Genomic DNA, 22,076 nt, shown 5'->3' with positions numbered 1-22,076 from the left:
ATACGTTTTTACCCCCCCAAAGCCAAGGTGAATGGCCCCCTCAACGGGGTTGCAGTGCCCGTCGCCCCTGCTGGATCAGGCGCTGGGATATCTGCTTGTGCAGCCCCCGCTCCAGCACCCAGCGGTGCCAGTAGAGCTGCTCGACCAGGTGGTGATCCGGGTTGAGATCGAGCAGGCGCCCCTCTTCCAGTTGCTGGCGGATCTGCAATTCCGGGATGAGGCAGCAGGCCAGCCCCTGCTCCGCCATGGCGACGAAGGCCTCGGAGGATCGCACCGTGTGGCAGGGGTAGCCACCGGGGGGGAGGGCGAAATGACGGGCCATGTAGCTGATGTGCATGTCGTCGCGCTGATCGAAGGCCACCGCCGGCGCCTTGGCCAGGGCCGCCGCCGTGAGGCCGTTCGGGAAGTGGCGGGCGACGAAGGCGGGGCTGGCGGTGAGCAGATAGCGCATCTCGCCGAGTTCGTCAACGCAGCAGCCCGCCAGCGGCTGGGGTTGCAGGCTGACGGCGCCGAACGCCTGCCCCTCGCGCACCCGGTTCAGGGTGCGGCTCTCGTCATCCACCAGCAGGTTCAGCTCGATGGGGTATTGCTCCAGCAGCGGCGCCAGGGCGGGCAGGAACCAGGTAGCCAGGCTGTCGGCATTGACGGCGATGCTGACTCGGATGGGGGCCCTGGGCTCGTCGGGGGAGAGCTCGCCGGCCAGCTCCAGCTCCAGCTGGCGCACCTGGCGATAGTGGGCCAGCAGCTTCTGGCCGAGCCCCGTGGCCTGCAGCGGCTGGCTGCGGATGATGAGCGGCTCCGCAAACTGCTGCTCCAGCTGCTTGATGCGCTGGGAGATGGCGGACTGGGTGATGTGCAGGCGCTGGGCGGCACGCTCGAAGTTTTGCTCCCGGATCACCGCGTCCAGGGCCAGCAGCAGCTTGTAGTCCAGCGTCTTCATCAGCATTCCTTATGAAAAAAGGGAGTTCAGCAAGAATGCTACTCAAGGGAGCGCCAGAGGACAACCTGACCGCCCCCATGGAGGGGGCCGGTGCCCGGGGCTGCCCCTGTGAGATGTGACAGTAGTCCTGACATGAGGTTCATAAGATACTCACCCGGTCCGTTTTTGCATGGGGTGGAAACGGACCATAGCGAGCGTCTTGAATCCCGGGCCGGTCCCGGGACTTTTTTGCTCAGATGACGGCGAGCAGAGCATCCCCCGCCGGCCGGTAATGGCCCTGCAGGGGGCGATGGACGGCGCGGTCGAAACGCTCGTCCAGGTGGAAGCGGATACCGACCCCGCGCACGGCCCCCAGATCCACCGCCTGGCGATGGCCGAGGCGCTCGATGGGCAGGCCGAGGCGACGGAAGATGCGCTCCACCGGCAGGCTGACCACGGCCACCAGCTCGCGGATCCCCTGCTCCCTGGCGAAGGCCAGCACCTCGCGGAAGATGACGCAGGTGAGTTCGCTGATGCCGTTCTCCAGGCGAGGGGCCCGGTCGGCGTCGATGGCGAGGCGGGTCAGCTCCCACACGTCGTTGCCGCGCGGCGGGGCTTCGCCAGCGAGGGCGGTGGGGAAGATGCTGGGCAGCATGTAATCCTGGGCGCAGCTGAGCAGGCGGATGCAGCCGCACAGCCCCTGCTTGTCTTCAATCAGCACCCAGTGGGTGTCGGGCTTGTCGAAGTTGTCCCGCTCCAGGCCACGGCGGGATTCCACGTCCCAACCGAGTCGATCGGAGAAGACGCGGTTGCGAAATCGGTAGAGCTCGTTTTCGACCTCCCATCTGGGGTGTTCTTTCAATTTTCCTTTTAAAACAAGCATTCATGTCTCTCCATTTCATGGTTAGGCGCTATAATCCAAGGCCTTGGCCAGGGGAGGCTTGCCTATGAGACGCGACCAACTGCTTGAGTACCTGGAACATTTCACGCTGGTGACCGATGGCAACCGGTTGTCCGAGCTCATCGGCCGCTTCACCCTGGGAATGGGTTACGACTACTACCGCTTCGCCCTCATCCTGCCCATGTCGATGCAAAGGCCCAAGGTGGTGCTGTTCAACCAGTGCCCCGACTCCTGGGTACAGGCCTACACCCTGAACAACATGCTGGCCTGCGATCCCATCATCCAGCTCGCCCGCAGGCAGACCCTGCCCATCTACTGGAACCGGCTGGACGAGAAGGCGCGCTTCCTGCAAGAGGGGAGCATGGATGTGATGGGGCTGGCGGCGGAATTCGGGTTGCGCAACGGCATCTCGTTCCCGCTGCACGGGGCGGCGGGGGAGAACGGCATACTCTCTTTCATCACCCGGGAGCGGGCGTCGAGCGATCTGATGCTGGAGTCCTCGCCCATCCTCTCCTGGATGTCCAACTACATCTTCGAGGCGGCGATCCGGATCGTGCGCCAGAGCATGAGGGAGGACGATCCCCAGGAGCCCCTGACGGAGCGGGAGACCGAGTGCCTGTTCTGGGCCAGCGAAGGGAAGACATCGGGGGAGATCGCCTGCATCCTCGGCATCACGGAGCGCACCGTGAACTACCACCTCAATCAGGTCACCCGCAAGACGGGGTCGATGAACCGCTACCAGGCCATCGCCAAGGGGGTGAGCAGCGGCATCCTGCTGCCGAACCTGGAGCAGGTGGTGGTCACCAACTTCCCCTCCCTGCTGCAGTGAATACAGGCCCGGCGGCACCGGCTCGTCGCCTGGCATCCCCTCTGTCGCCATCACCGCTGTCCTGCGCCGTCCCATCCTGCCGCCGATTCTCGGGGCGGGGCTGTGACCCCACAATTGTCAGATCCTGCAATTGACAACCTTCTTTGTGTGGTTTCGGCCCGGTTATCATCAGTTTTATGAATGCATCAGAAAATGAATGAATTTCTCTGATTACCCGCGCCCCCTTATAGTGCGTTTCTCTCTTTCACAGGAACTCCTCCCCATGTTCGCCACCACCCTGCAAGGCTTTACCCTCGGCCTTGCCATGATCATCCCCATCGGGGCCCAGAATGCCTTCGTGCTGAGCCGGGGCATTCACCGCAACCACCACCTGCTGACGGCGACCCTCTGCTGCCTGTGCGATCTCGTGCTGATCGGGATCGGGGTGTTCGGCGGGGCCAACCTGCTGGCGGCCAGCCCGATCGGCCTGGCCCTGCTGACCTGGGGCGGCGTGCTCTTCCTTGGCTGGTTCGGTATCCGTTCCCTGCGCAGTGCCTGGCGCGGCCAGGAGGCGGCCCTGGCGGACTCGCCCCGGTTGATGGGGGTGAAGAGCGTGCTGGCCATGACCCTCGGAGTCACTCTGCTCAATCCCCACGTCTATCTGGATACCCTGATGCTGCTTGGCTCGTTCGGCAGCCAGTTTGCCGAGGAGCTCAGACCCGCCTTCGCGGCGGGGGCCATGCTGGCTTCTCTGGTCTGGTTCTACGGACTGGCGTTCGGGGCGGCGGCCCTCTCCCCCTGGCTTGCCCGGGGCCGGGTGCAGCAAGCCATTGATCTTGTTGTAGGTCTCATCATGCTGGTGCTGGCGGCCAAGCTGGCGTTGGGTGCCATACCGGCCTCATGAGGCTATTTTTGTGCCGGGCTTCATAAAAATGAGTCCCGGTGCCATCTGCTGACATATTCGTCTGTTAAATTCCCGGCGCTGGTAAAGCGTTACTCATAATAAAAGGGAAAAAACAGTGAATAACACCATGAAGCTGGGGGCTATTGCCGCCATCGTGCTGCTGTCTGCCTGCAGCAACGAGAATGACAGCAAGGCGCAGCCGGGGACCGTCTCCCTGCGCCTGATCCAGACCTCCGACATCCACTCCAACGTGCTGGGGTACGACTATTACCAGAACAAGGAGGATCGCAAGTTCGGCCTCTCCCGCACCGCCCTGCTGATCCGCGCCGCCCGCGCCGAGAACCCCAACAACCTGCTGCTCGACAATGGCGACCTCATTCAGGGCACGCCGCTGGCGGACTACATCTTCGAGCAGTCCGGTGCCGGCTACCTCGAGAAACAGGCGCACCCGGTGTTCAAGGCGATGAACGAGCTGGGCTACGACGCGGGCAACCTGGGCAACCACGAGTTCAACTACGGCCTGGACTACCTTGGCAAGGTGCTGGCGGGAGCCGACTTCCCCTATGTGAACGCCAACGTGTTCGAGGCGGGGGCCTTCAAGCGCGATGCCAAGGGGCAAATTGACTGGAGCGGCAACAAGTTCACCCCCTATCTGCTGCTGGAGCGCGAGGTGACCGATGACAAGGGCCAGCGCCAGCGCGTCAAGGTGGGCATCCTGGGTCTGACACCGCCCCAGGTGCTGCAGTGGGACAAGCGACATCTGGAGGGCAAGGTGGTGGTGGCCGACATGGTCGAGACCGCCAATCACTATGTGCCCGAGCTGCGCGCCAAGGGCGCCGACATCGTGGTGGTGGTGGCTCACACCGGCATCAATGCCAGCAGCTACGAGGCCATGATGGAGAACTCCGCCTGGCATCTGGCCAAGGTGAAGGGGGTGGATGCCCTGATGCTGGGCCACGCCCACAAGAACTTCCCGGGTGACTTCCCGGATCTGCCGGAGGTGGACAACCAGGCCGGTACCCTGAGCGGCATCCCCACCGTGATGCCCGGCTACTGGGGCAACCACCTCGGCATCATCGACCTCAAGCTGGAGCAGGTGGACGGCAAGTGGCAGGTGAAGCAGAGCCAGGCCAGCCTGCGCAAGATAGACGCCAGCGAGGGCAGTGCGGTGGATCAGCGGGTGGTGGACCTGGTGCAGGCGGATCACGACGCCACCAACCAGTGGCTGGACGAGCCGCTCGGCAAGATCACCTCCCCCATCTACAGCTTCTTCGCCCTGGTGCAGGACGACCCCTCGGTGCAGCTGGTGAGCGATGCCCAGCGCCGCCACGCGGAGCAGTTGCAACAAGACGGCCTGCTCAAGGAGTCCTACCCGATCCTCTCGGTGGCGGCCCCCTTCCGTGGCGGTCGCAACGGCATCAACGACTTCACCTACGTGGCCCAGGGTGACATCTCCCTGCGCAACGTTTCCGACCTTTACATCTATCCGAACACCCTGCAGGTGGTCGAGGTGAACGGGGCCACCGTCAAGGAGTGGCTGGAGATGAGCGCCGGCCAGTTCAACCAGATCGACACCGGCAAGACCGGGGTGCAGTGGCTGGTGAACGAGAGCTTCCCCACCTACAACTTCGATGTGATTGACGGGGTCAACTACGAGGTGGACATCACCCAGCCGGCCCGCTACAGCAAGGACGGGGTCAAGGTGAGCGACGGCCAGCGCATCAGCGGCCTCACCTTCAACGGCCAGCCCGTGGACCCGGCCCAGAAGTTCTACGTGGTGACCAACAACTACCGCGCCAGCGGCGGCGGCCACTTCCCGGGCATCGACGGCAGCAACATCGTCCATGAAGATCCCTTCGAGACGCGGGAGATCATCGCCCAGTACCTGAAGGCCCAGTCTGCGGACAACCCGGCCGGCTTCAGCCCGGCGGCCAACAACAACTGGCACATGAAGGCCCTGCCCGCCAACGTGGACGTGCGCCTCTACTCCTCGCCGACCGACGAGGCCAAGGCCCTGGCGGGGGCGGATCTGTCGTACCAGTCCACCCTGCCGATGGATGACGCCAAGCACCCCGGCTACGCCATCTACCGCCTGATCCGCCAGTAAGGCAGACGCTGGCAGCCAACAAAAAAGCCCTCGCAGTGCGAGGGCTTTTTCATGGGGCGCGGTGCCATCCTCGTCTGGACTTGCCCGGTCGACGGGGCGGGAGGGCATCAGTAGTAGCCGAGATCGTCCGGATTGGGGCGGGTCTTGAAGCGGCGGTGCAGCCACATGTACTGCTCCGGCGCCTTGCGCACGGCGGCTTCAATCTCGCGGTTGGCGCGGCTGGCATCCGCCAGGTCGTCACCGCTCGGGTAGTCCGCGAGCGGGGCCCCGATATGCAGGGTGTAGCCCTCCCGGGTGCGGATGTTGTAGCAGGGCAGGGTGACGGTGTTCTTCACCCGGGCCAGGGTGGCGGTACCCGTGATGGTAGCGGCCTGCTCCACCGCGAAGTAGGGCACGAAGACGCTGGCATGGCTGCCGTAGTCGTGATCCGGTGCATACCAGAGGGCGTCGCCGTTGCGCAGCGCCTTGATCATCCCCTTCACGTCCATCCGGTCCACCAAGTATTTGTTGGAGGCGCAGCGACCGTGGTACTGGGCGTACTCCAGCACCGGATTGGTGTTGGGGCGATAGACGCCGACCCCGGGGCGCACCAGGCCGAAGCAGCGGGCATTGAGCTCAAGGGTGAGGAAGTGGCAGGAGAGCAGCAGCATCCCCTGGCCCTTCTCCATGGCGTTGATGACGTGCTCTTCCCCTTCCACCTTCATCAGGCGGCGCATCCGCCAGTCTGGCCAGAACCAGGCCATGCCCACCTCGAAGATGGCGCAACCCACGCTCTCGAAGTTCTGCACCAGGAGGGCTTCGCGCTCATCCCGGCTGAGCTCGGGCATCGCCAGCTCCAGGTTGCGGCGGGCAATCTTGACGCGGGATTTCAGCAGCTTGCGGGCCAGGGTGCCGAGCTGGCGGCCCAGCCACATCTGGCTGCGCCAGGGCAGCAACACCAGCAGCCAGAGCAGGGAGAGGCCCAGCCAGCTCCCCCAGTAACGGGGATGGAACAGACGGGGTTCGAGGCGGGGAGCGTGTTCTTGGGCCATGAAGAGTCTCTTGTTCACAAAGGCAAAGGAGGGAGCCCAGCCGACACGGGGGATCGGTGCCCGTGGACAGGCTGTCACTCGCAATCTGGGGATTCTATCCGAAAAACGGGGGCGGGTGCGAATCGCCATCACCTGGTCAGAGGGGTCAGGCGGGGGGCGCCTTGGCGGGCATGGCAGTGCTTTTTTCACGTCCTGGAAAAGAGTGTGATAAAATCGGCCGCTGAAATTTTCAGGTTTTGAGAGCCGATACAGATGAAAATCACCCTGCCCGAGTTTGAGAAAGCCCGCGTCCTGGTCGTTGGCGATGTCATGTTGGATCGCTATTGGCATGGCCCCACCGGCCGCATCTCCCCCGAGGCGCCGGTGCCCGTGGTCAAGGTCGAGCACATCGAGGAGCGCCCGGGTGGCGCCGCCAACGTGGCCCTGAACTCCGCCGCCCTGGGTGCCCAGGCCGTGTTGCTGGGGCTGACCGGTCAGGATGAGGCCGCCGATGCCCTGGCCGGCCAGATGGCAGGGGTCAAGGTCGCCTGTGATTTCGTTCGTCTGACCGACTACCCGACCATCACCAAGCTGCGGGTGCTGTCCCGCAACCAGCAACTGCTGCGCCTCGATTTCGAAGAGGCCTTCCACGACGTGGACGCCAGCCTGCTGATGGGCAAGGTGGAGCAGGCGCTGCCAGGGGCCGACGTGATGATCCTCTCCGACTACGGCAAGGGCGCCTTGAACGACGTGCCTGGCATGATTGCCCGCGCCCGCGCCGCCGGCATCCCTGTGCTGGTGGATCCCAAGGGGACGGATTTCGAGAAGTATCGCGGCGCCACCCTGCTGACCCCCAACATGTCCGAGTTCGAGGCAGTGGTGGGCAAGGTGAAGAGCGAAGAGGAGCTGGTCGCCAAGGGGCTGGAGCTGGTCAAGCGCTTCGAGCTGGACGCCCTGCTGGTGACCCGTTCCGAGAACGGCATGACCCTGATCCGCGAAGGGCAGCCCGAGCTGCACCTGCCGGCCCAGGCTCACGAAGTCTATGACGTGACCGGTGCCGGCGATACCGTCATTTCCACCCTGGCTACGTCGCTTGCCGCCGGCATGAGTCTGGACGAGGCCTGCGCCCTGGCCAACACAGCAGCCGGCATAGTGGTGGGCAAGCTGGGTACCTCCACGGTGAGCCCGGTGGAGCTGGCCAACGCCCTCTACACCGAGCAGGAGACCGGCTTTGGCGTCATGTCCGAGGCCCAGCTCAAGGTGGCGGTACAGGCCGCCCGCCTGCGCGGCGAGAAGGTGGTGATGACCAACGGCTGCTTCGACATCCTGCATGCGGGCCACGTCTCCTACCTGGCCAATGCGGGCAAGCTGGGGGATCGCCTGATAGTCGCGGTCAACACCGATGAATCCGTGCGTCGCCTCAAGGGGCCGGGCCGTCCGGTCAACCCCACAGAGCGCCGCATGACGGTACTGGCGGCCCTGGGTGCCGTGGACTGGGTGGTGCCCTTCGGTGAGGACACCCCCCAGCGACTGATCGCCGAGATCCTGCCGGATCTGCTGGTCAAGGGGGGTGACTACAAGCCCGAAGAGATCGCCGGTTACGCCGAGGTGACCGCCAACGGCGGCGAGGTGCGGGTGCTGAACTTCGAGGACGGCTGCTCCACCAGCGAGATCATCAAGACCATACGCGAACGCGGCTGAGCACCTCCGGCCTCGGCCGGAGGTGCCTGACCACTCGCCCCTGGCGGGCGGCAAGCAGGCAGCAAAAAGGCGACCATAAGGTCGCCTTTTTTCATGCCGTGAATCCGGCTCAGGACTTCTTGGTGACCTGGGCGGCGGGCATCAGGCCCTGGTTCACGTCTTCCAGATCCTTCTGCTCCAGTATGCCGGCAGCCTGCTTGAGGGAGAGGATGCTGAGGATGTAGTTGTAGCGGGCCTCGGAGAGTTTCTGCTTGGCCTGGTACAGCTTGCGGGTGGCATCCAGCACGTCGACTATGGTACGGGTACCCACTTCATAACCGGCCTCGGTCGCCTTCAGGGCGCTGTCGGCGGAGATGACGGACTGGCTGTAGGCGCGCACCGAGCCGATGCTGGCGTTCACGTTGTTATAGGAAGAACGCACAGTGCTCTGCACCGAGCGGAAGCTGCGCTCCAGCTGCTCGCTGGCGGCCACGTAGTTGAACTGGGCCTGCTTGACCTGGGAGGTGGTGGCGCCCCCGGTGTAGAGCGGCAGGTTGAAGTTCAGGCCTATATTGCCCTGATTGCTGTTGCTCTCGGGGTTGCGGATCTCGTCCTTGTAGTCGTTGTAACCGGCGGTGAGGCCAGCGCCCAGATCCAGGGTCGGCTCGTGGCCCGTCTTGGCCAGATCGATCTGCTCCTTGGCGATGTCCTTGCCGATGCGGGCGCTGTGCAGCTCCAGGTTCTTGTCCAGGGCCAGTTCCAGCCACTTGTCGGAGTTGAACGCGGTCTTCTGCGGGCTGAAGCGATCGGTGTTGAGCACGTCCAGTTGACGGTGGTCGATACCGGTCAGCTCGCGCAGGCTCTCGTAGCTGTTGTCCAGGGTGTTCTCGGCATTGATCTCGTCCGCCAGCGCCTGATCGCGCTCGGCCTCGGCTTCGTGCACGTCGGTGATGGCGGTCAGGCCCACTTCGAAGCGCTGCTGGGTCTGTTCAAGCTGACGCTCGACCGCGGTCTTGTTGGCACGCACGAATTCCAGGGTATCCATGGCCTTGAGCACGTCGAAGTAGGCCTGGGCGGTACGCAGCATCAGGTTCTGGTACTCGAGGTTGTAGGCCACGTCGGACTGGGTGGCGCTCTTCTCGGTCAGATCCAGGTTGACCCAGTTGCTGCGACGGTAGACGGATTGATCCAGGGTCACGGAGCCGGTAGCGCCCGTGTTGGTCATGGTGTCGTTCTTGTTTTGCAGGTAGTTCAGGCCGGCGCCCAGGTTGATCTGGGGCAGCAGGGCTGCACGGGATTCGTTGATCTTCTCGAAGGCCTGGTCCCGCTTGGCCTTGGATTCCAGCAGCTGGGTGTCCTTGATCTGGGCCTGTTGGTAAATATCGAGCAGGTTTTCGGCATGAGCGGCGCCGCTCACACCCAGCATCACCATGACTGACAAGAGTGTTCTTTTCATATGATAGTTTTAACCTTTTGTATCAACCCAAAGCTGTCCGCTGGATGAAGGGGGGATTGTCACCGACCAAGCTTGATTTCAGCTTAACCACTCTACTATAAGCAGATTTCATTGCGAACTGTCTCTTTTACAGCTGCGGAAACGTCAAGGTCCGGGGCGAGTTTTCTCGGCAACGCGCCTAGCCAAATGCCCTGTGGCTGCTAAAATCCTTCCCTCATCGTCGGCGAGAGCGAGTGAATGAATGTTCATTCATGCCCCCGAATATTATGGTCAAACCAAGCCAAGTCAAGCTGGCAGGAGTCTCGAATGTCACAGCAAGCCTTGCCTCAAACCTGCCACTACTCCAGCGATGATGTGAAAATCATTGAAAAATCAGCTGGATATAATGGCTTCTTCAAGGTGAATGTCTACCGCCTGCAACACAGGCTGTTTGCCGGTGGCTGGAACGCCCCCATCGTCCGGGAACTGTTCGAACGTGGCCATGCCGCCGCCCTGCTGCCTTATGATCCGGTGCGGGACGAGATCGTGCTGGTGGAGCAGTTTCGCATCGGCGCCATGGAGACCAGCGCCACCCCCTGGTTGCTGGAGCTGGTGGCCGGCATCATCGATGAAGGGGAGACCGCCGAGGCAGTGGTGCGGCGCGAAGCGGTAGAAGAGGCAGGGATCGAGGTGGGACGCTGCGAACACGCCATCAGCTATCTGGTGAGCCCGGGTGGCAGCACCGAGCGCATCGAGGTGTTCGTGGGCGAGGTGGATGCCAGTCAGGCCAAGGGGATCCACGGTCTGGCGGAAGAGGGGGAAGACATCCGGGTCCACGTGGTGAGCCGCGAGCAGGCCTATGCCTGGCTCAAAGAGGGGCGCATCGACAATGCCGCCTCCGTCATCGCCCTGCAGTGGCTGGCCCTGAATCACGGCGAGCTGCGGGCACGCTGGCTGGCGGGGCGCTGAGGTGGCGCTCGTTCAGACCCGGGTCAGGTGCCCTGTGTCCGACTGGAACACTGTGCAGTGGGTCCAGCCTTCATGGACCCTGATTGAGGGAGCCGCGACATGTCATTAGTCCAGAGCCCGATGAAGCGCTATGTGCCTGATTTGATGTCCTTGCAGCGTACCTGCGAGGTCAATTACATGGCGCTGATGAAACTGTTGCCGCCCGGTGGCAGCGTGGGTGCCGAGCGCCGCTATCAGGTCGGCAACGGCCTGCAGTTCCAGCTCACGGTGACCGAGCAGAGCCGCTTCACCAGCCAGGTGATCCTGGCCCAGCACAACCCCGAATTGCCGAGCTACTTGCAAGCCCGGATAGAGATTCGTTTGTATCATGATGTGCGAATGGCGGAAGTGTGTGCGGCGCAACAGATTTCAATGTTGCAACCACGTTATGATTATCCCAATCAAAAAATGCATCACAGGGATGAAAAGGAGCAGGTAAATCTATTCTTGGCCGATTGGTTGAGATTTTGTCTCAAACACGGCACCAGCCTGATTAACATCCTCTAGTCGAACCCATAAAAAAGAAGCGTGATTTTGGAAACAGAGCTACCTCAGGCGCCGGACGGCAGTGTGCGCCTGTTACAGATTACCGATACCCATCTCTTCGCCAGTGCCGAGGGGCGGCTGCTGGCCGTGCCCACGGCGCAGAGTCTGGCCGCCGTGCTGGAGCGGGTGCAGGCCAACGAGCACCCGTTCGATCTCATCCTCGCCACCGGGGATCTCTCCCAGGATCACAGCCCGGAGTCCTACCAGCGCTTCGCCTCCATGATGGCGCCCCTGGCTCGCCCCATCTACTGGTTGCCCGGCAACCACGACGACGGCCCCCTGATGACCGAATACCTCCATGCGGCCGGCATCAGCGAGGCCAAGCAACTGGTGGGGGATCACTGGCAGGTGATCCTGCTGGATACCCAGGTGCGCGGCAAACCCCACGGGGTGCTGGGGGATCACCAGCTGGCGGCCCTGGATCAGGCCCTGCGCCAGCATCCCGAGCGCCATGCCCTCATCGCCCTGCACCATCAGGCGGTGCCGGTGGGCTGCGCCTGGCTGGATCAGCACAACCTCAAGAATGCCGACGACCTGTTCGCCGTGCTGGCCCGCCACCCGCAGCAGAAGACCATCCTGTTCGGCCACGTCCATCAGGAGTTTGACGAGGTGCACCACGGAGTGCGGCTCATCGCCAGCCCCTCTACCTGCATCCAGTTCAAGCCGCTCTCCGACGGTTTCGCACTGGACGAATCCGGCCCGGGCTGGCGCTATCTCACCCTGCACCCGGATGGCCGGGTTGCGAGCCAGGTGTGGCGCCTGCCGCTGGGGCAGTTCGTGCCCGACCCCAATGCCACCGGTTACTGAGGCGTTGCCATGAAACCCGTACTCCTCTACCTGCACGGTTTCAACTCCTCTCCCGGCGCGGCCAAGGCGCAGCCAATGGGGAGGCAGGCATGAAGCCCGTCCTGCTCTATCTGCACGGTTTCAATTCATCCCCCGGCTCGGCCAAGGCGCAGCAGATGGCGGCCTGGGTGGCAGAGAACAGGCCCGATATCGAGGTGGTGATCCCGGCCCAGCCCAACACCCCTGCGGCCGCCTGGGCTGCCATCGAGCAGGCCATCGCCGACCTGAAGGCCCGCCACGGCAGCGCCCTGCGACTGGGCGCCGTGGGCAGCTCCCTCGGTGGCTTCATGGCCACGCGAGTGAGCGAGATGTACGGTTGCCGCGCCGCCCTCATCAACCCGGCGGTGCGCCCCCACGAGCTGCTCTGCGACTACCTCGGCCCCCAGACCAACCCCTACAGCGGCGAACGCTATGAACTGTTGCCCGGACACATGGACGAGCTGAGTGCGCTGGCGGTGCCGGTGACTGCTCCCGAGCGGCTCTGGGTGCTGCAACAGCAGGAGGACGAGGTGCTCGACTATCGCAAGGCGCTGGACGAATACCGCTTTGCCCGTCTCTCCCTGGAGTGCGGCGGCGATCACGCCTTCACAGGCTTCGAGCGCTACCCCGCCCAGATCGTCCGTTTCCTCGGGCTCTAGCCATGCAACCGCCGTTGGCCGCCTTCCTCGAACAGGTGCTGGCCACGGCCCAGGCGGGGCTCACCTACTCCCGGGATCCCTTCGACATCGCCCGCTTCGAGGCGCTGCGAGCGGCCACGGTGACGCTCATCGCCAGCCAGAGCGAGCTGGCTCCCGACGCCATCGGCGACTGGATTGCCCTCGATAGCGGCTATCCCACCCCCAAGCTCGATGTGCGGGCCTTCATTCAGAACGACGCGGGCCATGTCCTGCTGGTGCAGGAACGCAGTGACGGTTGCTGGACCCTGCCGGGGGGCTGGTGCGACATCGGCGATTCGCCTGCGGACGCCGTGGTGCGCGAAGTGGTGGAGGAGACCGGCCTCGTATGTCGGGCGGTGCAGCTGCTGGCCCTGTTCGACAAGCTCAAGCATCCCCATCCCCCGCAGCTACCCCACGCCCACAAGGCCTTCTTCCTGTGCGAGGTGACGGGGGGCGCTCTGCTTACCGACACCGATGAAACCAAAGGGGCGGGGTACTTCCCCATCGACGCCTTGCCCGAACTCTCCCGCCACCGGGTGGTGGCGTCCCAGTTGCGCACCCTGCATGACCATCTGTCGCAGGGGCGGGGGGATACCCTGTTCGATTAACCGGTTCGCAGCCTGACACTGCGGCAAGGAGGCAGCATGATCACACGCATCGGCAATACCCCCATCCAGAAGAAACACAAGGCGAGCTGCCACTGCGGCGCCGTGGTGCTGGAGCTGACCCTGCCGGATGGCGTGGTGGACCCGCGCCGCTGCGACTGCTCCTTCTGTCGGCGGCGAGGGGCCATCGTCGCCTCGGTGCCGCGCTTCGGCATCCGCATCCTGCAAGGGGAGGCGGCGCTTCGCTGCTACCAGTTCAACACCCGCACCGCGAAACACTACTTTTGCAGCGTCTGCGGCATCTACACCCATCACCAGCGCCGATCCAATCCGGCGGAATATGGCTACAACCTCGCCTGTCTGGAGGGGGTCAACCCGTTCGATCTGGGAGAGGTGCCGACCCGGGACGGGGTGCATCACCCGGCAGATACCGTTGCCGATTGAACGCGAGGTGACTGCACCGACGGGTGGCGGGGAGGACGGGCGAGGCGTTGTCGTGCCACTCCCGTGACGACACCTCAGGGGGTCATCTGCTTGTGTAGCCCCCGCCATGGCTGTGTTAACCTTGCCCTGTCCGTCTCCCGGCGGACCCCGGCCTCTCTCTTCATTCCATCTCTGCCAACAGGGGGCACACCCGTGACGACTGCTTCAGCGCTGCCGGATCTGATCCTCGGGGCCTCGCTCTACTTTCCGCCCCTGTTCAAGGCCGTGCTGCTCGGCCTGCTGGGCTGGCTGCCGCTGCACCATCTGCTGCGGGACTGGCTCTACGGCGGCGAGGTCTGGCACCCCCTGCTGATGGATCTCTCCCTCTTCATCCTCGCCGTCAGCGGCGCCCTATGGATATTGCTACATGGCTAAATCACCCCTTGCGACCCTCAAATACTTCTCCACTCTGCTGGTCTTTGCCCTGGCGCTGGTGTCGCTCTGGTGGCTGTGGAACGACTACATGCAGGGTCCCTGGACCCGGGATGGCAAGGTGCGGGCCGAGCTGGTCAGCATCACGCCCCAGGTGTCGGGCAAGATCGTCAGGATAGGGGTCAAGGACAACCAGCTGGTGAAGGCGGGGGACCTGCTCTTCACCCTGGATCCCGAGCCCTATCGCATCGCGCTGGACAACGCCAGCGCGGCCCTGGCCAAGGCCAGGTCGGATCTCGACAAGGCGGAGCACGAGGCGAACCGTCGCCAGAGCCTCTCCCGCACCGTCATCTCCGCCGAGGCGGTGGATGAGTCCAGGCTCAATGCCCAGGCGATGAAGGCGGCCTATGAGGTGGCTCAGGCCAATCTGGAGCAGGCCAGATGGTCCCTTGCCCGGACCGAGGTCCATGCTGCGAGTGACGGCTACATCACCAATTTGCAGGCCAGGGTCGGCAACTACGCCACCGCCGGGGTGCCCCTGGTGGCCCTGATAGACACCCACTCCTTCTATGTGCAGGGCTATTTCGAAGAGACCAAGCTCAGGCACATTGCCCCCGGCAAACCGGCCGAGGTGGTGCTCTACAGCGGGGATCGGGTACTCAGAGGGGAGGTGGAAAGCATAGGGCGCGCCATTCACGATCAGAGCCTGGAAGGCAGTGAGGGGCTGCTGCTCGACGTCAAGCCGAACGTGCCCTGGGTGCGTCTGGCCCAGCGGGTGCCGGTGCGGATCAGGCTGCTGGCGATTCCCCCGGATCTGGTCTTGATCGCGGGCACGACCTGTACCATCACCATAGGGGACTAGAGTGATCCCCTCGCTCTGGCGCCAGACCCCCTGGGGCAAGGCCAACGGCGGCCAGTGGCGTTATGCCCTGCGCAATGCCCTGGCCATGTGCCTGTCGCTCTGGCTGGCGTTCGTGCTGCAACTCGACTCTCCCTACTGGGCCATGACCTCCGCCGCCGTGGTGAGCTTTCCCACCGTGGGGGGCGTCATCAGCAAGAGCCTGGGGCGAGTGGTGGGCAGCCTCATCGGCGCCATGGCGGCGGTGATGATCACCGGCCTTGGCATCGGTGATCCCTGGCTCTTCAGCCTGCTTATCGCCCTCTGGCTGGGGGGGTGCACCTACATCTCCAACCACCATCAGAACAACGTCTCCTACGGTTTCGCCCTGGCGGGCTATACCGCCGCCATCATCGCCTTCTCCTGCGTCAACCTGACCGACCCGCAACATATCTTCGACATCGCCCAGGCCCGGGTGAGCGAGGTGATTGTCGGCATCCTCTGCGGCGGCCTGATGATGATGATCCTGCCGAGTTTCTCCGATGGCGAGACTCTGCTGGACTCCCTTGGCAAGAGCCAGACCCGGCTGCTGGAACATGCCCAGCTGCTCTGGCTCGGGGAGACGGGCGCCGATGTGCGTACCGCCCACGAGGGGGTGATCGGTCAGATCCTCACCCTGAACGTGCTGCGCATCCAGGCAGTCTGGAGCCACCACCGCCTGCGTCGCCACAACCAGTTGCTGAACTATCTGCTCCATCGCCAGCTGAGGATGGTCAGCCTCATCTCGGGGCTGCGCCGCATGCTGCAACATTGGCCAGAGGACGCAGTCGACCCGGCCCCCATGCTGGCCGCCGTGCTGCGGGAGCTGGGACAGGGGGGCTGCGACAAGCTGCGCATTGCCCGCCTGATGGCGCCCTTCGTGGCCCGCTCGGGGGATGATTATCGCTGTCAGGCCTTTTGGCTGCGGCTGCGCCACTTCTGCTGGAGCTACCTGGAGTGTCAGCGCTGGCTGGAAAGGCTGGCCCGCCACGATGGCCAGGAGTGGCCGGCGTCGCCGCGCCACAGCTCTCTGACCAGCCACACCGACGGCCTGGAGGCGGCCTACAACGGGGGGCGTACCTTCCTCTGCGTGATGCTGGGCTGCACCTTCTGGATCCACACCCAGTGGGATGCGGGCGCCGCAGCCCTGACCCTGCTCGCCATCTGCTGCGTGCTCTATTCCGCCACCCCGGCCCCGGCCAAGGGGGCCCAGACCATGCTCAAGGCCATCGTGCTGCTCAGCTTTATCTGCTTCGGGGTCAAGTTCGGGCTGATGATCCGCATCGACGACTTCTGGATCTTCTGCGCCCTGCTGTTCCCCGCCCTCATCACCCTGCAACTGCTGAAATTGCAGCGCCCCCAGGGAGCGGCGCTCTGGGGCCAGCTCATCGTGCTGCTCGGCTCCTTCCTCGCCATCACCAATCCGCCGAGCTACGACTACCTCGCCTTCGTCAACAGCAGCCTTGCCCAGGCACTGGGGGTGATGAGCGCAGGGCTGGCGTTCCAGCTGCTGCGACCTAGCTCGGATCGGCGCAAGAGCCGCCGCCTGATGCATCGTCTGCGGCGTGATTTCGTGGACCAGCTGGCCCCGGCCCCGCAGCAGAGCGAGGGGGAGTTTGAATCCCGGGTCTATCACGCGGTGAGCCAGCTCAGCCAGAGTCAGGATCAGGGGGCCCGGCTCTGGGTGCTGCGCTGGGGCGTGGTGCTGCTCAACTGCAGCCATATCGTCTGGCAGCTCAGGCTCTGGCGCAGCCGGGATCCGGCCCTCTATCTGGTGCGGGACGGCTGTCTGCGCTGCCTGAAAGGCATTCTGACCGAAGGGGGTGTACAGCACGAGACCCTGGGGCGCACCCTGGCGGAGCTGGACCGCATCAGCCAAGGGCTGGGGGAACATGCAGACCCGGCGGCCCGGGCTCTGGCGGGGCTGGTGTGGCGACTTCACTGCTCCCTCTCCCAGCTTGTGCAGGCCCTGCCCGGGGAGCCCGCCTGATCCCGGGCGGGGAGGCGGGAGCCCCTCTGGATCACCCTTTGCGAGCGCCCCATTTGTCCCGGGCCCTCCCAGCGAGTAAGATTCCCCCCAAACGTCAATTCGCAAGGCCCTCCATGTCCACTCAATACAATGCGGATGCCATTGAGGTCCTCAATGGCCTTGAACCGGTGCGTCGCCGCCCCGGCATGTACACCGACACCACCCGGCCCAATCACCTCGGCCAGGAGGTCATCGACAACAGCGTCGACGAGGCGCTGGCGGGTCACGCCCGCAATCTGGAGGTGATCCTGCACGAGGATCAGTCCCTCGAGGTGATCGACGACGGTCGCGGCATGCCGGTGGACATCCACCCGGAGGAAGGGGTCTCCGGCGTGGAGCTGATCCTCTGCAAGCTGCACGCGGGGGGCAAGTTCTCCAACAAGAACTATCAGTTCTCCGGTGGCTTGCACGGGGTGGGGATCTCCGTGGTGAACGCCCTCTCCGATCGGGTCGAGGTGACGGTGCGCCGCGACGGCCAGGTCTACGACATCGCCTTCGAGCGGGGCGAGAAAGTGTCTGATCTGACCATCACCGGCACCTGCGGACGCCGCAACACCGGCACCCGGGTGCGCTTCTGGCCAGAGGCGCGCTACTTCGATTCGCCGCGCTTCTCGGTCTCCAAGCTGGAGCACCTGCTCAAAGCCAAGGCCGTGCTCTGCCCGGGCCTCACCATCAAGTTCCTCGACAAGAACACCGGCATCAAGCTTGAGTGGTGCTACGAAGACGGCCTCAAGGATTACCTTATCGATGCGGTCAAGCAGTTCACCTGCCTGCCGGAGCAGCCCTTCGTCGGCTCTTTCAGCTCCGAGCAGTCGGCGGTGGACTGGGCCCTGTGCTGGTTGCCGGAAGGGGGCGAATGCCTCGCCGAATCCTATGTGAACCTCATTCCCACCGCGCTCGGTGGCACCCATGTCAACGGCCTGCGCCAGGGGCTGCTCGACGCCATGCGCGAGTTCTGCGAGTTCCGCAACCTCTTGCCCCGCGGGGTCAAGCTGACCCCGGAAGACATCTGGGATCGCTGCGCCTACATCCTCTCCATCAAGATGCAGGACCCCCAGTTTGCCGGCCAGACCAAGGAGCGACTGTCGTCCCGCCAGAGCTCGGCCTTCGTGTCGGGCGTGGTGAAGGATGCCTTCAGCCTTTACTTGAACAGCAACACCGAGCTGGCCGAACAGCTGGCGGAGCTCTGCATCTCCAGCGCCCAGCGCCGGATGCGCGCCGCCAAGACGGTAGTGCGCAAGAAGATAACGCAAGGCCCGGCCCTGCCCGGCAAGCTCACCGACTGCGGCTGCGCCGATCCCATGCAGGGGGAGCTATTCCTGGTGGAGGGTGACTCCGCGGGCGGCAGTGCCAAGCAGGCGCGCGACCGCGAATTCCAGGCCATCATGCCGCTTCGCGGCAAGATCCTGAACACCTGGGAAGTGGAGGCCGGTCAGGTGCTCGCCTCCCAAGAAGTGCACGACATCTCGGTGGCCATCGGGCTCGACCCCGACTCCGACGACCTCAGTGGCCTGCGCTACGGCAAGGTGTGCATCCTGGCGGATGCGGACTCGGACGGTCTGCACATCGCCACCCTGCTCTGCGCCCTCTTTGTGAAGCACTTCCGCACGCTGGTGGAAAAGGGCCATGTCTATGTGGCCATGCCGCCCCTCTATCGTATCGACATCGGCAAGGAGGTCTTCTACGCCCTCGACGAGGACGAGAAGAACGGCGTGCTGCAACGGGTCGAAGCCGAGAAGAAGAAGGGCAAGGTGATGGTGACCCGATTCAAGGGGCTGGGTGAGATGAACCCCAAGCAGTTGCGAGAAACCACCATGGATCCCAACACCCGCCGTCTGGTGCAGCTCACCATGGGCGCGGAAGGGGGGGCAGAAGGGGAAGATGGGGACGAGACCCTGCAACTGATGGACATGCTGCTGGCCAAGAAGCGCGCCGGTGATCGCCGTGAGTGGCTGGAAGAGAAGGGCAACCTCGCCATCATCTAAGCCGTCGGCTGGCCCGGACAGGGCCAGCAAGCATTTAGCCGGAGTCGCCCTGTGGCGGCTCCCGAACCGAAAGAGATAATCACATGAGTGATGCCATCGAGCTCAGTCTGGACGGGGTAGAGCGCCAGCCAATGCGCACCTTTACCGAACAGGCTTACTTGAACTACTCCATGTACGTCATCATGGATCGAGCCCTGCCGCATATCGGCGACGGCCTCAAGCCCGTGCAGCGGCGCATCATCTACGCCATGAGCGAGCTGGGGCTGTCGGCGCTCTCCAAGCACAAGAAATCCGCCCGTACCGTGGGTGACGTGCTGGGTAAGTACCACCCCCACGGCGACAGCGCCTGTTACGAAGCCATGGTGCTGATGGCCCAGCCCTTCTCCTACCGCTACCCGCTGGTGGACGGTCAGGGCAACTGGGGGGCACCGGACGATCCCAAATCCTTCGCCGCCATGCGTTACACCGAGGCGCGCCTGTCACGCTTCTCCGAACTGCTGCTCTCCGAGCTCGGCCAGGGCACGGTGGAGTGGACGCCGAACTTCGACGGCACCATGAAAGAGCCGGTGGTGCTGCCCGCCCGCCTGCCGCACATCCTGCTCAACGGGGTGACCGGCATCGCGGTGGGCATGGCGACCGATATCCCGCCCCACAACGCGCGGGAAGTGGCCCACGCCTGCGTGGAGCTCTTGGACAACCCCAATGCCGGCCTGGATGCGCTGATGGCCCATGTGCAGGGGCCGGACTACCCGACCAATGCCGAGATCATCACGCCCCGCGACGACATCCGCAAAATCTACGAGACCGGCAAGGGCTCCATCAAGCAGCGAGCGGTGTGGAGCGAAGAAGATGGCGACATCGTTATCACGGCGCTGCCCCATCAGGCCTCCGGCGCCAAGATCATGGAGCAGATTGCCGCCCAGATGGTGGCCAAGAAGCTGCCGATGGTGACCGATCTGCGGGATGAATCGGACCACGAGAACCCGACCCGTCTGGTGATCGTGCCGCGCTCCAACCGGGTGGACGTGGAAGGGCTGATGGCCCACCTGTTCGCCACCACGGACTTGGAGAAGAACTACCGGGTCAACCTCAACATCCTGGGTCTGGACAACCGTCCCCAGGTGAAAGATCTCAAGACCATTCTCACCGAGTGGCTGAGTTTTCGCCGTGAGACGGTGCGCCGCCGCCTGCAGTATCGCCTCGACAAGGTGCTGGCCCGCCTGCACATCCTCGAAGGCTTGCTCATCGCCTACCTCAACATCGACGAGGTGATCGAGATCATCCGCACCGAGGAGGAGCCGGGCCGGGTGATGATGGAGCGTTTCAATATCAGCGAGACCCAGGCCGAGGCGATCCTCGAGCTCAAACTGCGCCACTTGGCCAAGCTCGAAGAGTTCAAGCTGCGCGCCGAGCAGAACGAACTGGCGGAAGAGCGCGACAAGCTGGAACTGATCCTGGGTTCCGAGCGCCGTCTCAGCACATTGCTCAAGAAAGAGATCCTGGCGGACGCCGAGAAGTACGGCGACGATCGCCGCACCCCGCTGGTGGAGCGTGCCACCGCCGTGGCCCTGACCGAGAAGGAGCTGACCCCGAGCGAGCCGGTGACCGTGATCCTCTCCGACAAGGGCTGGGTGCGCGCCGCCAAGGGCCACGACGTGGATGTGACGGGCCTCTCCTACAAGGCGGGGGACGGTTATCTGGCCCACGCCCATGGCCGCAGCAACCAGCAGGCGGTGTTCCTCTCCACCCTGGGGAGAACCTACTCCCTGGAGACTCACACCCTGCCCTCCGCCCGCAGTCAGGGCGAGCCGCTCACCGGCCGCTTTGCTCTGGGCGCCGGCGAAGAGGTACGTCATCTGGTGATGGGCAACGAAGGCGAGCCGTATCTGATCTGTTCCGACGCCGGTTACGGCTTCGTCTGCAAATACGACGACCTGATTGGCAAGAACAAGAACGGCAAGGCGCTGCTGACCGTACCGGAAGGGGGCCTGGTGATGGCACCCCAGAAGATAGGCGCGCCGGAGACCGATCTCTGCATGGCCATCTCCAACGAGGGGCGCATGCTGCTGTTCCCGCTGAGCACCCTGCCGGTGCTCGGCAAGGGCAAGGGCAACAAGCTTATCAGCATCCCGTCGGCGCGCGTGAAGACGCGGGAGGAGTTTGTGGTGATGGCTGCCGTCATCCCGCAGGGCCAGTCGGTCACCCTGTTTGCCGGCAAGCGCAAGCTCACCCTCAAGCCATCTGACCTTGACTACTACCGCGGCGAGCGCGGCCGCCGCGGCGCCAAACTGCCTCGTGGTCTGCAGCGGGTCGATCGCATCGAGATTGAAACCGTCGCCGGCGCCGAACCGGCTGCCGGGGAAAATCAGGAAGGGTAAGGTAGTAACCAATCAACAGAAAGGAGCGATTAAATCGCTCCTTTCTTTTTTAATTAGCTGACGGGAGACATAGAGAGATATTTATTCTTTACCCAGCCATATCTTCCCTGCTTACTGACGTAAGCCCATCCCCCTTCTATTTTATATAGCAAAACAAAATCACCCTTTACAAGTCGTGTAGCGATATATGATGACGTATTTGGCTTCGCACGGACATTCAATCTAGAGGGGATAACGTATCTGATAAGCACATTACTAGACTTCAATGTGGTCTCTTTATTCTCGTAAACCTTTGGTGTCGATGAGACCGATGAGGTCGATGAGGTCGATGGAGTCGCCAATTGATAGTTATATGTGTTTATTCGGCATGTTTTACTCCATGAGATACATGAGTTACCACATGGTTGCCCTTTCTTGCAGTTTTTGGCATGAGCGGGGCTGATAAGTAAAAGAAAAACAGATAGCAGTAACACAATACTTCTCATCATGACTCATTACTCTGTTGTTAATTAAACCATAGGTTCACA

The 22,076-nt window shown here is 63.5% G+C and carries 20 protein-coding genes and 1 pseudogene; 16 read left to right on the top strand and 5 right to left on the bottom strand.

All coding sequences use genetic code 11. The features are described from left to right. Window positions 1-40: 40 nt before the first annotated feature. Window positions 41-940 (bottom strand): LysR family transcriptional regulator ArgP, encoded by a 900-nt coding sequence (locus I6L48_RS01610; protein WP_216987710.1) that lies wholly within the window; start codon window positions 938-940, stop codon window positions 41-43. 232 nt (window positions 941-1,172) lie between these two features. Further along, window positions 1,173-1,802 carry an acyl-homoserine-lactone synthase gene (locus tag I6L48_RS01605; protein WP_201920864.1) on the bottom strand — a complete coding sequence of 210 codons (630 nt, stop codon included), beginning with the start codon at window positions 1,800-1,802 and terminating at the stop codon, window positions 1,173-1,175. A 64-nt stretch (window positions 1,803-1,866) separates the two neighbouring features. On the opposite strand from I6L48_RS01605, the gene I6L48_RS01600 reads away from it, so the two are divergent. From I6L48_RS01600 to I6L48_RS01590, 3 genes are all read left to right on the top strand, one after another. After that, window positions 1,867-2,649 carry a LuxR family transcriptional regulator gene (locus I6L48_RS01600; RefSeq protein ID WP_201920867.1) on the top strand — a complete coding sequence of 261 codons (783 nt, stop codon included), beginning with the start codon at window positions 1,867-1,869 and terminating at the stop codon, window positions 2,647-2,649. Window positions 2,650-2,911: 262 nt separating this feature from the next. Beyond that, entirely contained in the window at window positions 2,912-3,532 is a 621-nt protein-coding gene (gene lysE, locus I6L48_RS01595; RefSeq protein ID WP_103243798.1) for an L-lysine exporter, read from the top strand. 127 nt (window positions 3,533-3,659) lie between these two features. Next, complete coding sequence (locus I6L48_RS01590) at window positions 3,660-5,639, top strand: bifunctional 2',3'-cyclic-nucleotide 2'-phosphodiesterase/3'-nucleotidase (RefSeq protein WP_216988055.1); 1,980 nt, start codon at window positions 3,660-3,662, stop codon at window positions 5,637-5,639. A 107-nt stretch (window positions 5,640-5,746) separates the two neighbouring features. Here the strand turns inward: I6L48_RS01590 and lpxL are convergent, their stop codons facing one another. Beyond that, complete coding sequence (lpxL, locus tag I6L48_RS01585) at window positions 5,747-6,670, bottom strand: LpxL/LpxP family Kdo(2)-lipid IV(A) lauroyl/palmitoleoyl acyltransferase (RefSeq protein WP_201920870.1); 924 nt, start codon at window positions 6,668-6,670, stop codon at window positions 5,747-5,749. A 252-nt stretch (window positions 6,671-6,922) separates the two neighbouring features. Here lpxL and hldE point away from each other — a divergent pair, with 252 nt between their 5' ends. Continuing rightward, the gene (gene hldE, locus I6L48_RS01580; RefSeq protein WP_106885090.1) at window positions 6,923-8,350 is read left to right on the top strand and encodes a bifunctional D-glycero-beta-D-manno-heptose-7-phosphate kinase/D-glycero-beta-D-manno-heptose 1-phosphate adenylyltransferase HldE; all 1,428 of its coding nucleotides are present in this window, start codon (window positions 6,923-6,925) and stop codon (window positions 8,348-8,350) included. Window positions 8,351-8,459: 109 nt separating this feature from the next. Here the strand turns inward: hldE and tolC are convergent, their stop codons facing one another. After that, window positions 8,460-9,785 (bottom strand): outer membrane channel protein TolC, encoded by a 1,326-nt coding sequence (gene tolC / locus I6L48_RS01575; RefSeq protein ID WP_216987709.1) that lies wholly within the window; start codon window positions 9,783-9,785, stop codon window positions 8,460-8,462. 306 nt (window positions 9,786-10,091) lie between these two features. Between tolC and nudF the strand changes: the two genes are divergently transcribed. From nudF to parC, 12 genes and pseudogenes are all read left to right on the top strand, one after another. Next, window positions 10,092-10,733 (top strand): ADP-ribose diphosphatase, encoded by a 642-nt coding sequence (nudF, locus tag I6L48_RS01570; RefSeq protein WP_010672772.1) that lies wholly within the window; start codon window positions 10,092-10,094, stop codon window positions 10,731-10,733. A 99-nt stretch (window positions 10,734-10,832) separates the two neighbouring features. Beyond that, window positions 10,833-11,279, top strand: a complete 447-nt coding sequence (locus tag I6L48_RS01565) for a DUF1249 domain-containing protein (RefSeq protein WP_216987708.1) — start codon at window positions 10,833-10,835, stop codon at window positions 11,277-11,279. Between the two features lie 27 nt (window positions 11,280-11,306). Then, complete coding sequence (gene cpdA, locus I6L48_RS01560) at window positions 11,307-12,125, top strand: 3',5'-cyclic-AMP phosphodiesterase (RefSeq protein WP_039039757.1); 819 nt, start codon at window positions 11,307-11,309, stop codon at window positions 12,123-12,125. Window positions 12,126-12,134: 9 nt separating this feature from the next. Continuing rightward, window positions 12,135-12,203 (top strand): annotated as a pseudogene (locus I6L48_RS01555) (YqiA/YcfP family alpha/beta fold hydrolase); the annotation flags it as partial. A gap of 11 nt (window positions 12,204-12,214) precedes the next feature. Further along, the gene (locus I6L48_RS01550; protein WP_151027210.1) at window positions 12,215-12,802 is read left to right on the top strand and encodes a YqiA/YcfP family alpha/beta fold hydrolase; all 588 of its coding nucleotides are present in this window, start codon (window positions 12,215-12,217) and stop codon (window positions 12,800-12,802) included. Window positions 12,803-12,804: 2 nt separating this feature from the next. Next, window positions 12,805-13,428 carry an NUDIX hydrolase gene (locus tag I6L48_RS01545; RefSeq protein WP_113069050.1) on the top strand — a complete coding sequence of 208 codons (624 nt, stop codon included), beginning with the start codon at window positions 12,805-12,807 and terminating at the stop codon, window positions 13,426-13,428. Window positions 13,429-13,464: 36 nt separating this feature from the next. Continuing rightward, window positions 13,465-13,869, top strand: a complete 405-nt coding sequence (locus I6L48_RS01540; protein WP_216987707.1) for a GFA family protein — start codon at window positions 13,465-13,467, stop codon at window positions 13,867-13,869. A 171-nt stretch (window positions 13,870-14,040) separates the two neighbouring features. After that, entirely contained in the window at window positions 14,041-14,283 is a 243-nt protein-coding gene (locus I6L48_RS01535; protein ID WP_039039819.1) for a DUF1656 domain-containing protein, read from the top strand. Then, window positions 14,276-15,142 (top strand): HlyD family secretion protein, encoded by an 867-nt coding sequence (locus tag I6L48_RS01530; protein WP_039039753.1) that lies wholly within the window; start codon window positions 14,276-14,278, stop codon window positions 15,140-15,142. The genes I6L48_RS01535 and I6L48_RS01530 overlap by 8 nt, the downstream gene beginning before the upstream one ends. Window position 15,143: 1 nt before the next feature. Next, on the top strand, window positions 15,144-17,147 hold the full coding sequence (locus I6L48_RS01525) for an FUSC family protein (RefSeq protein ID WP_216987706.1): 2,004 nt from the start codon (window positions 15,144-15,146) through the stop codon (window positions 17,145-17,147). A gap of 113 nt (window positions 17,148-17,260) precedes the next feature. Then, complete coding sequence (parE, locus tag I6L48_RS01520; RefSeq protein WP_010672780.1) at window positions 17,261-19,171, top strand: DNA topoisomerase IV subunit B; 1,911 nt, start codon at window positions 17,261-17,263, stop codon at window positions 19,169-19,171. A gap of 83 nt (window positions 19,172-19,254) precedes the next feature. Continuing rightward, on the top strand, window positions 19,255-21,549 hold the full coding sequence (gene parC, locus I6L48_RS01515) for a DNA topoisomerase IV subunit A (RefSeq protein WP_216987705.1): 2,295 nt from the start codon (window positions 19,255-19,257) through the stop codon (window positions 21,547-21,549). Between the two features lie 53 nt (window positions 21,550-21,602). On the opposite strand, the gene I6L48_RS20940 is transcribed toward parC, so the two are convergent. Further along, the gene (locus I6L48_RS20940) at window positions 21,603-22,034 is read right to left on the bottom strand and encodes an SH3 domain-containing protein (RefSeq protein WP_367949427.1); all 432 of its coding nucleotides are present in this window, start codon (window positions 22,032-22,034) and stop codon (window positions 21,603-21,605) included. Window positions 22,035-22,076: the final 42 nt, after the last annotated feature.

This window comes from Aeromonas sp. FDAARGOS 1418 (assembly GCF_019048585.1).
In the GTDB taxonomy this organism is placed as follows: domain Bacteria; phylum Pseudomonadota; class Gammaproteobacteria; order Enterobacterales; family Aeromonadaceae; genus Aeromonas; species Aeromonas caviae.
This window is presented reverse-complemented; position numbering and strand designations above follow the sequence as displayed.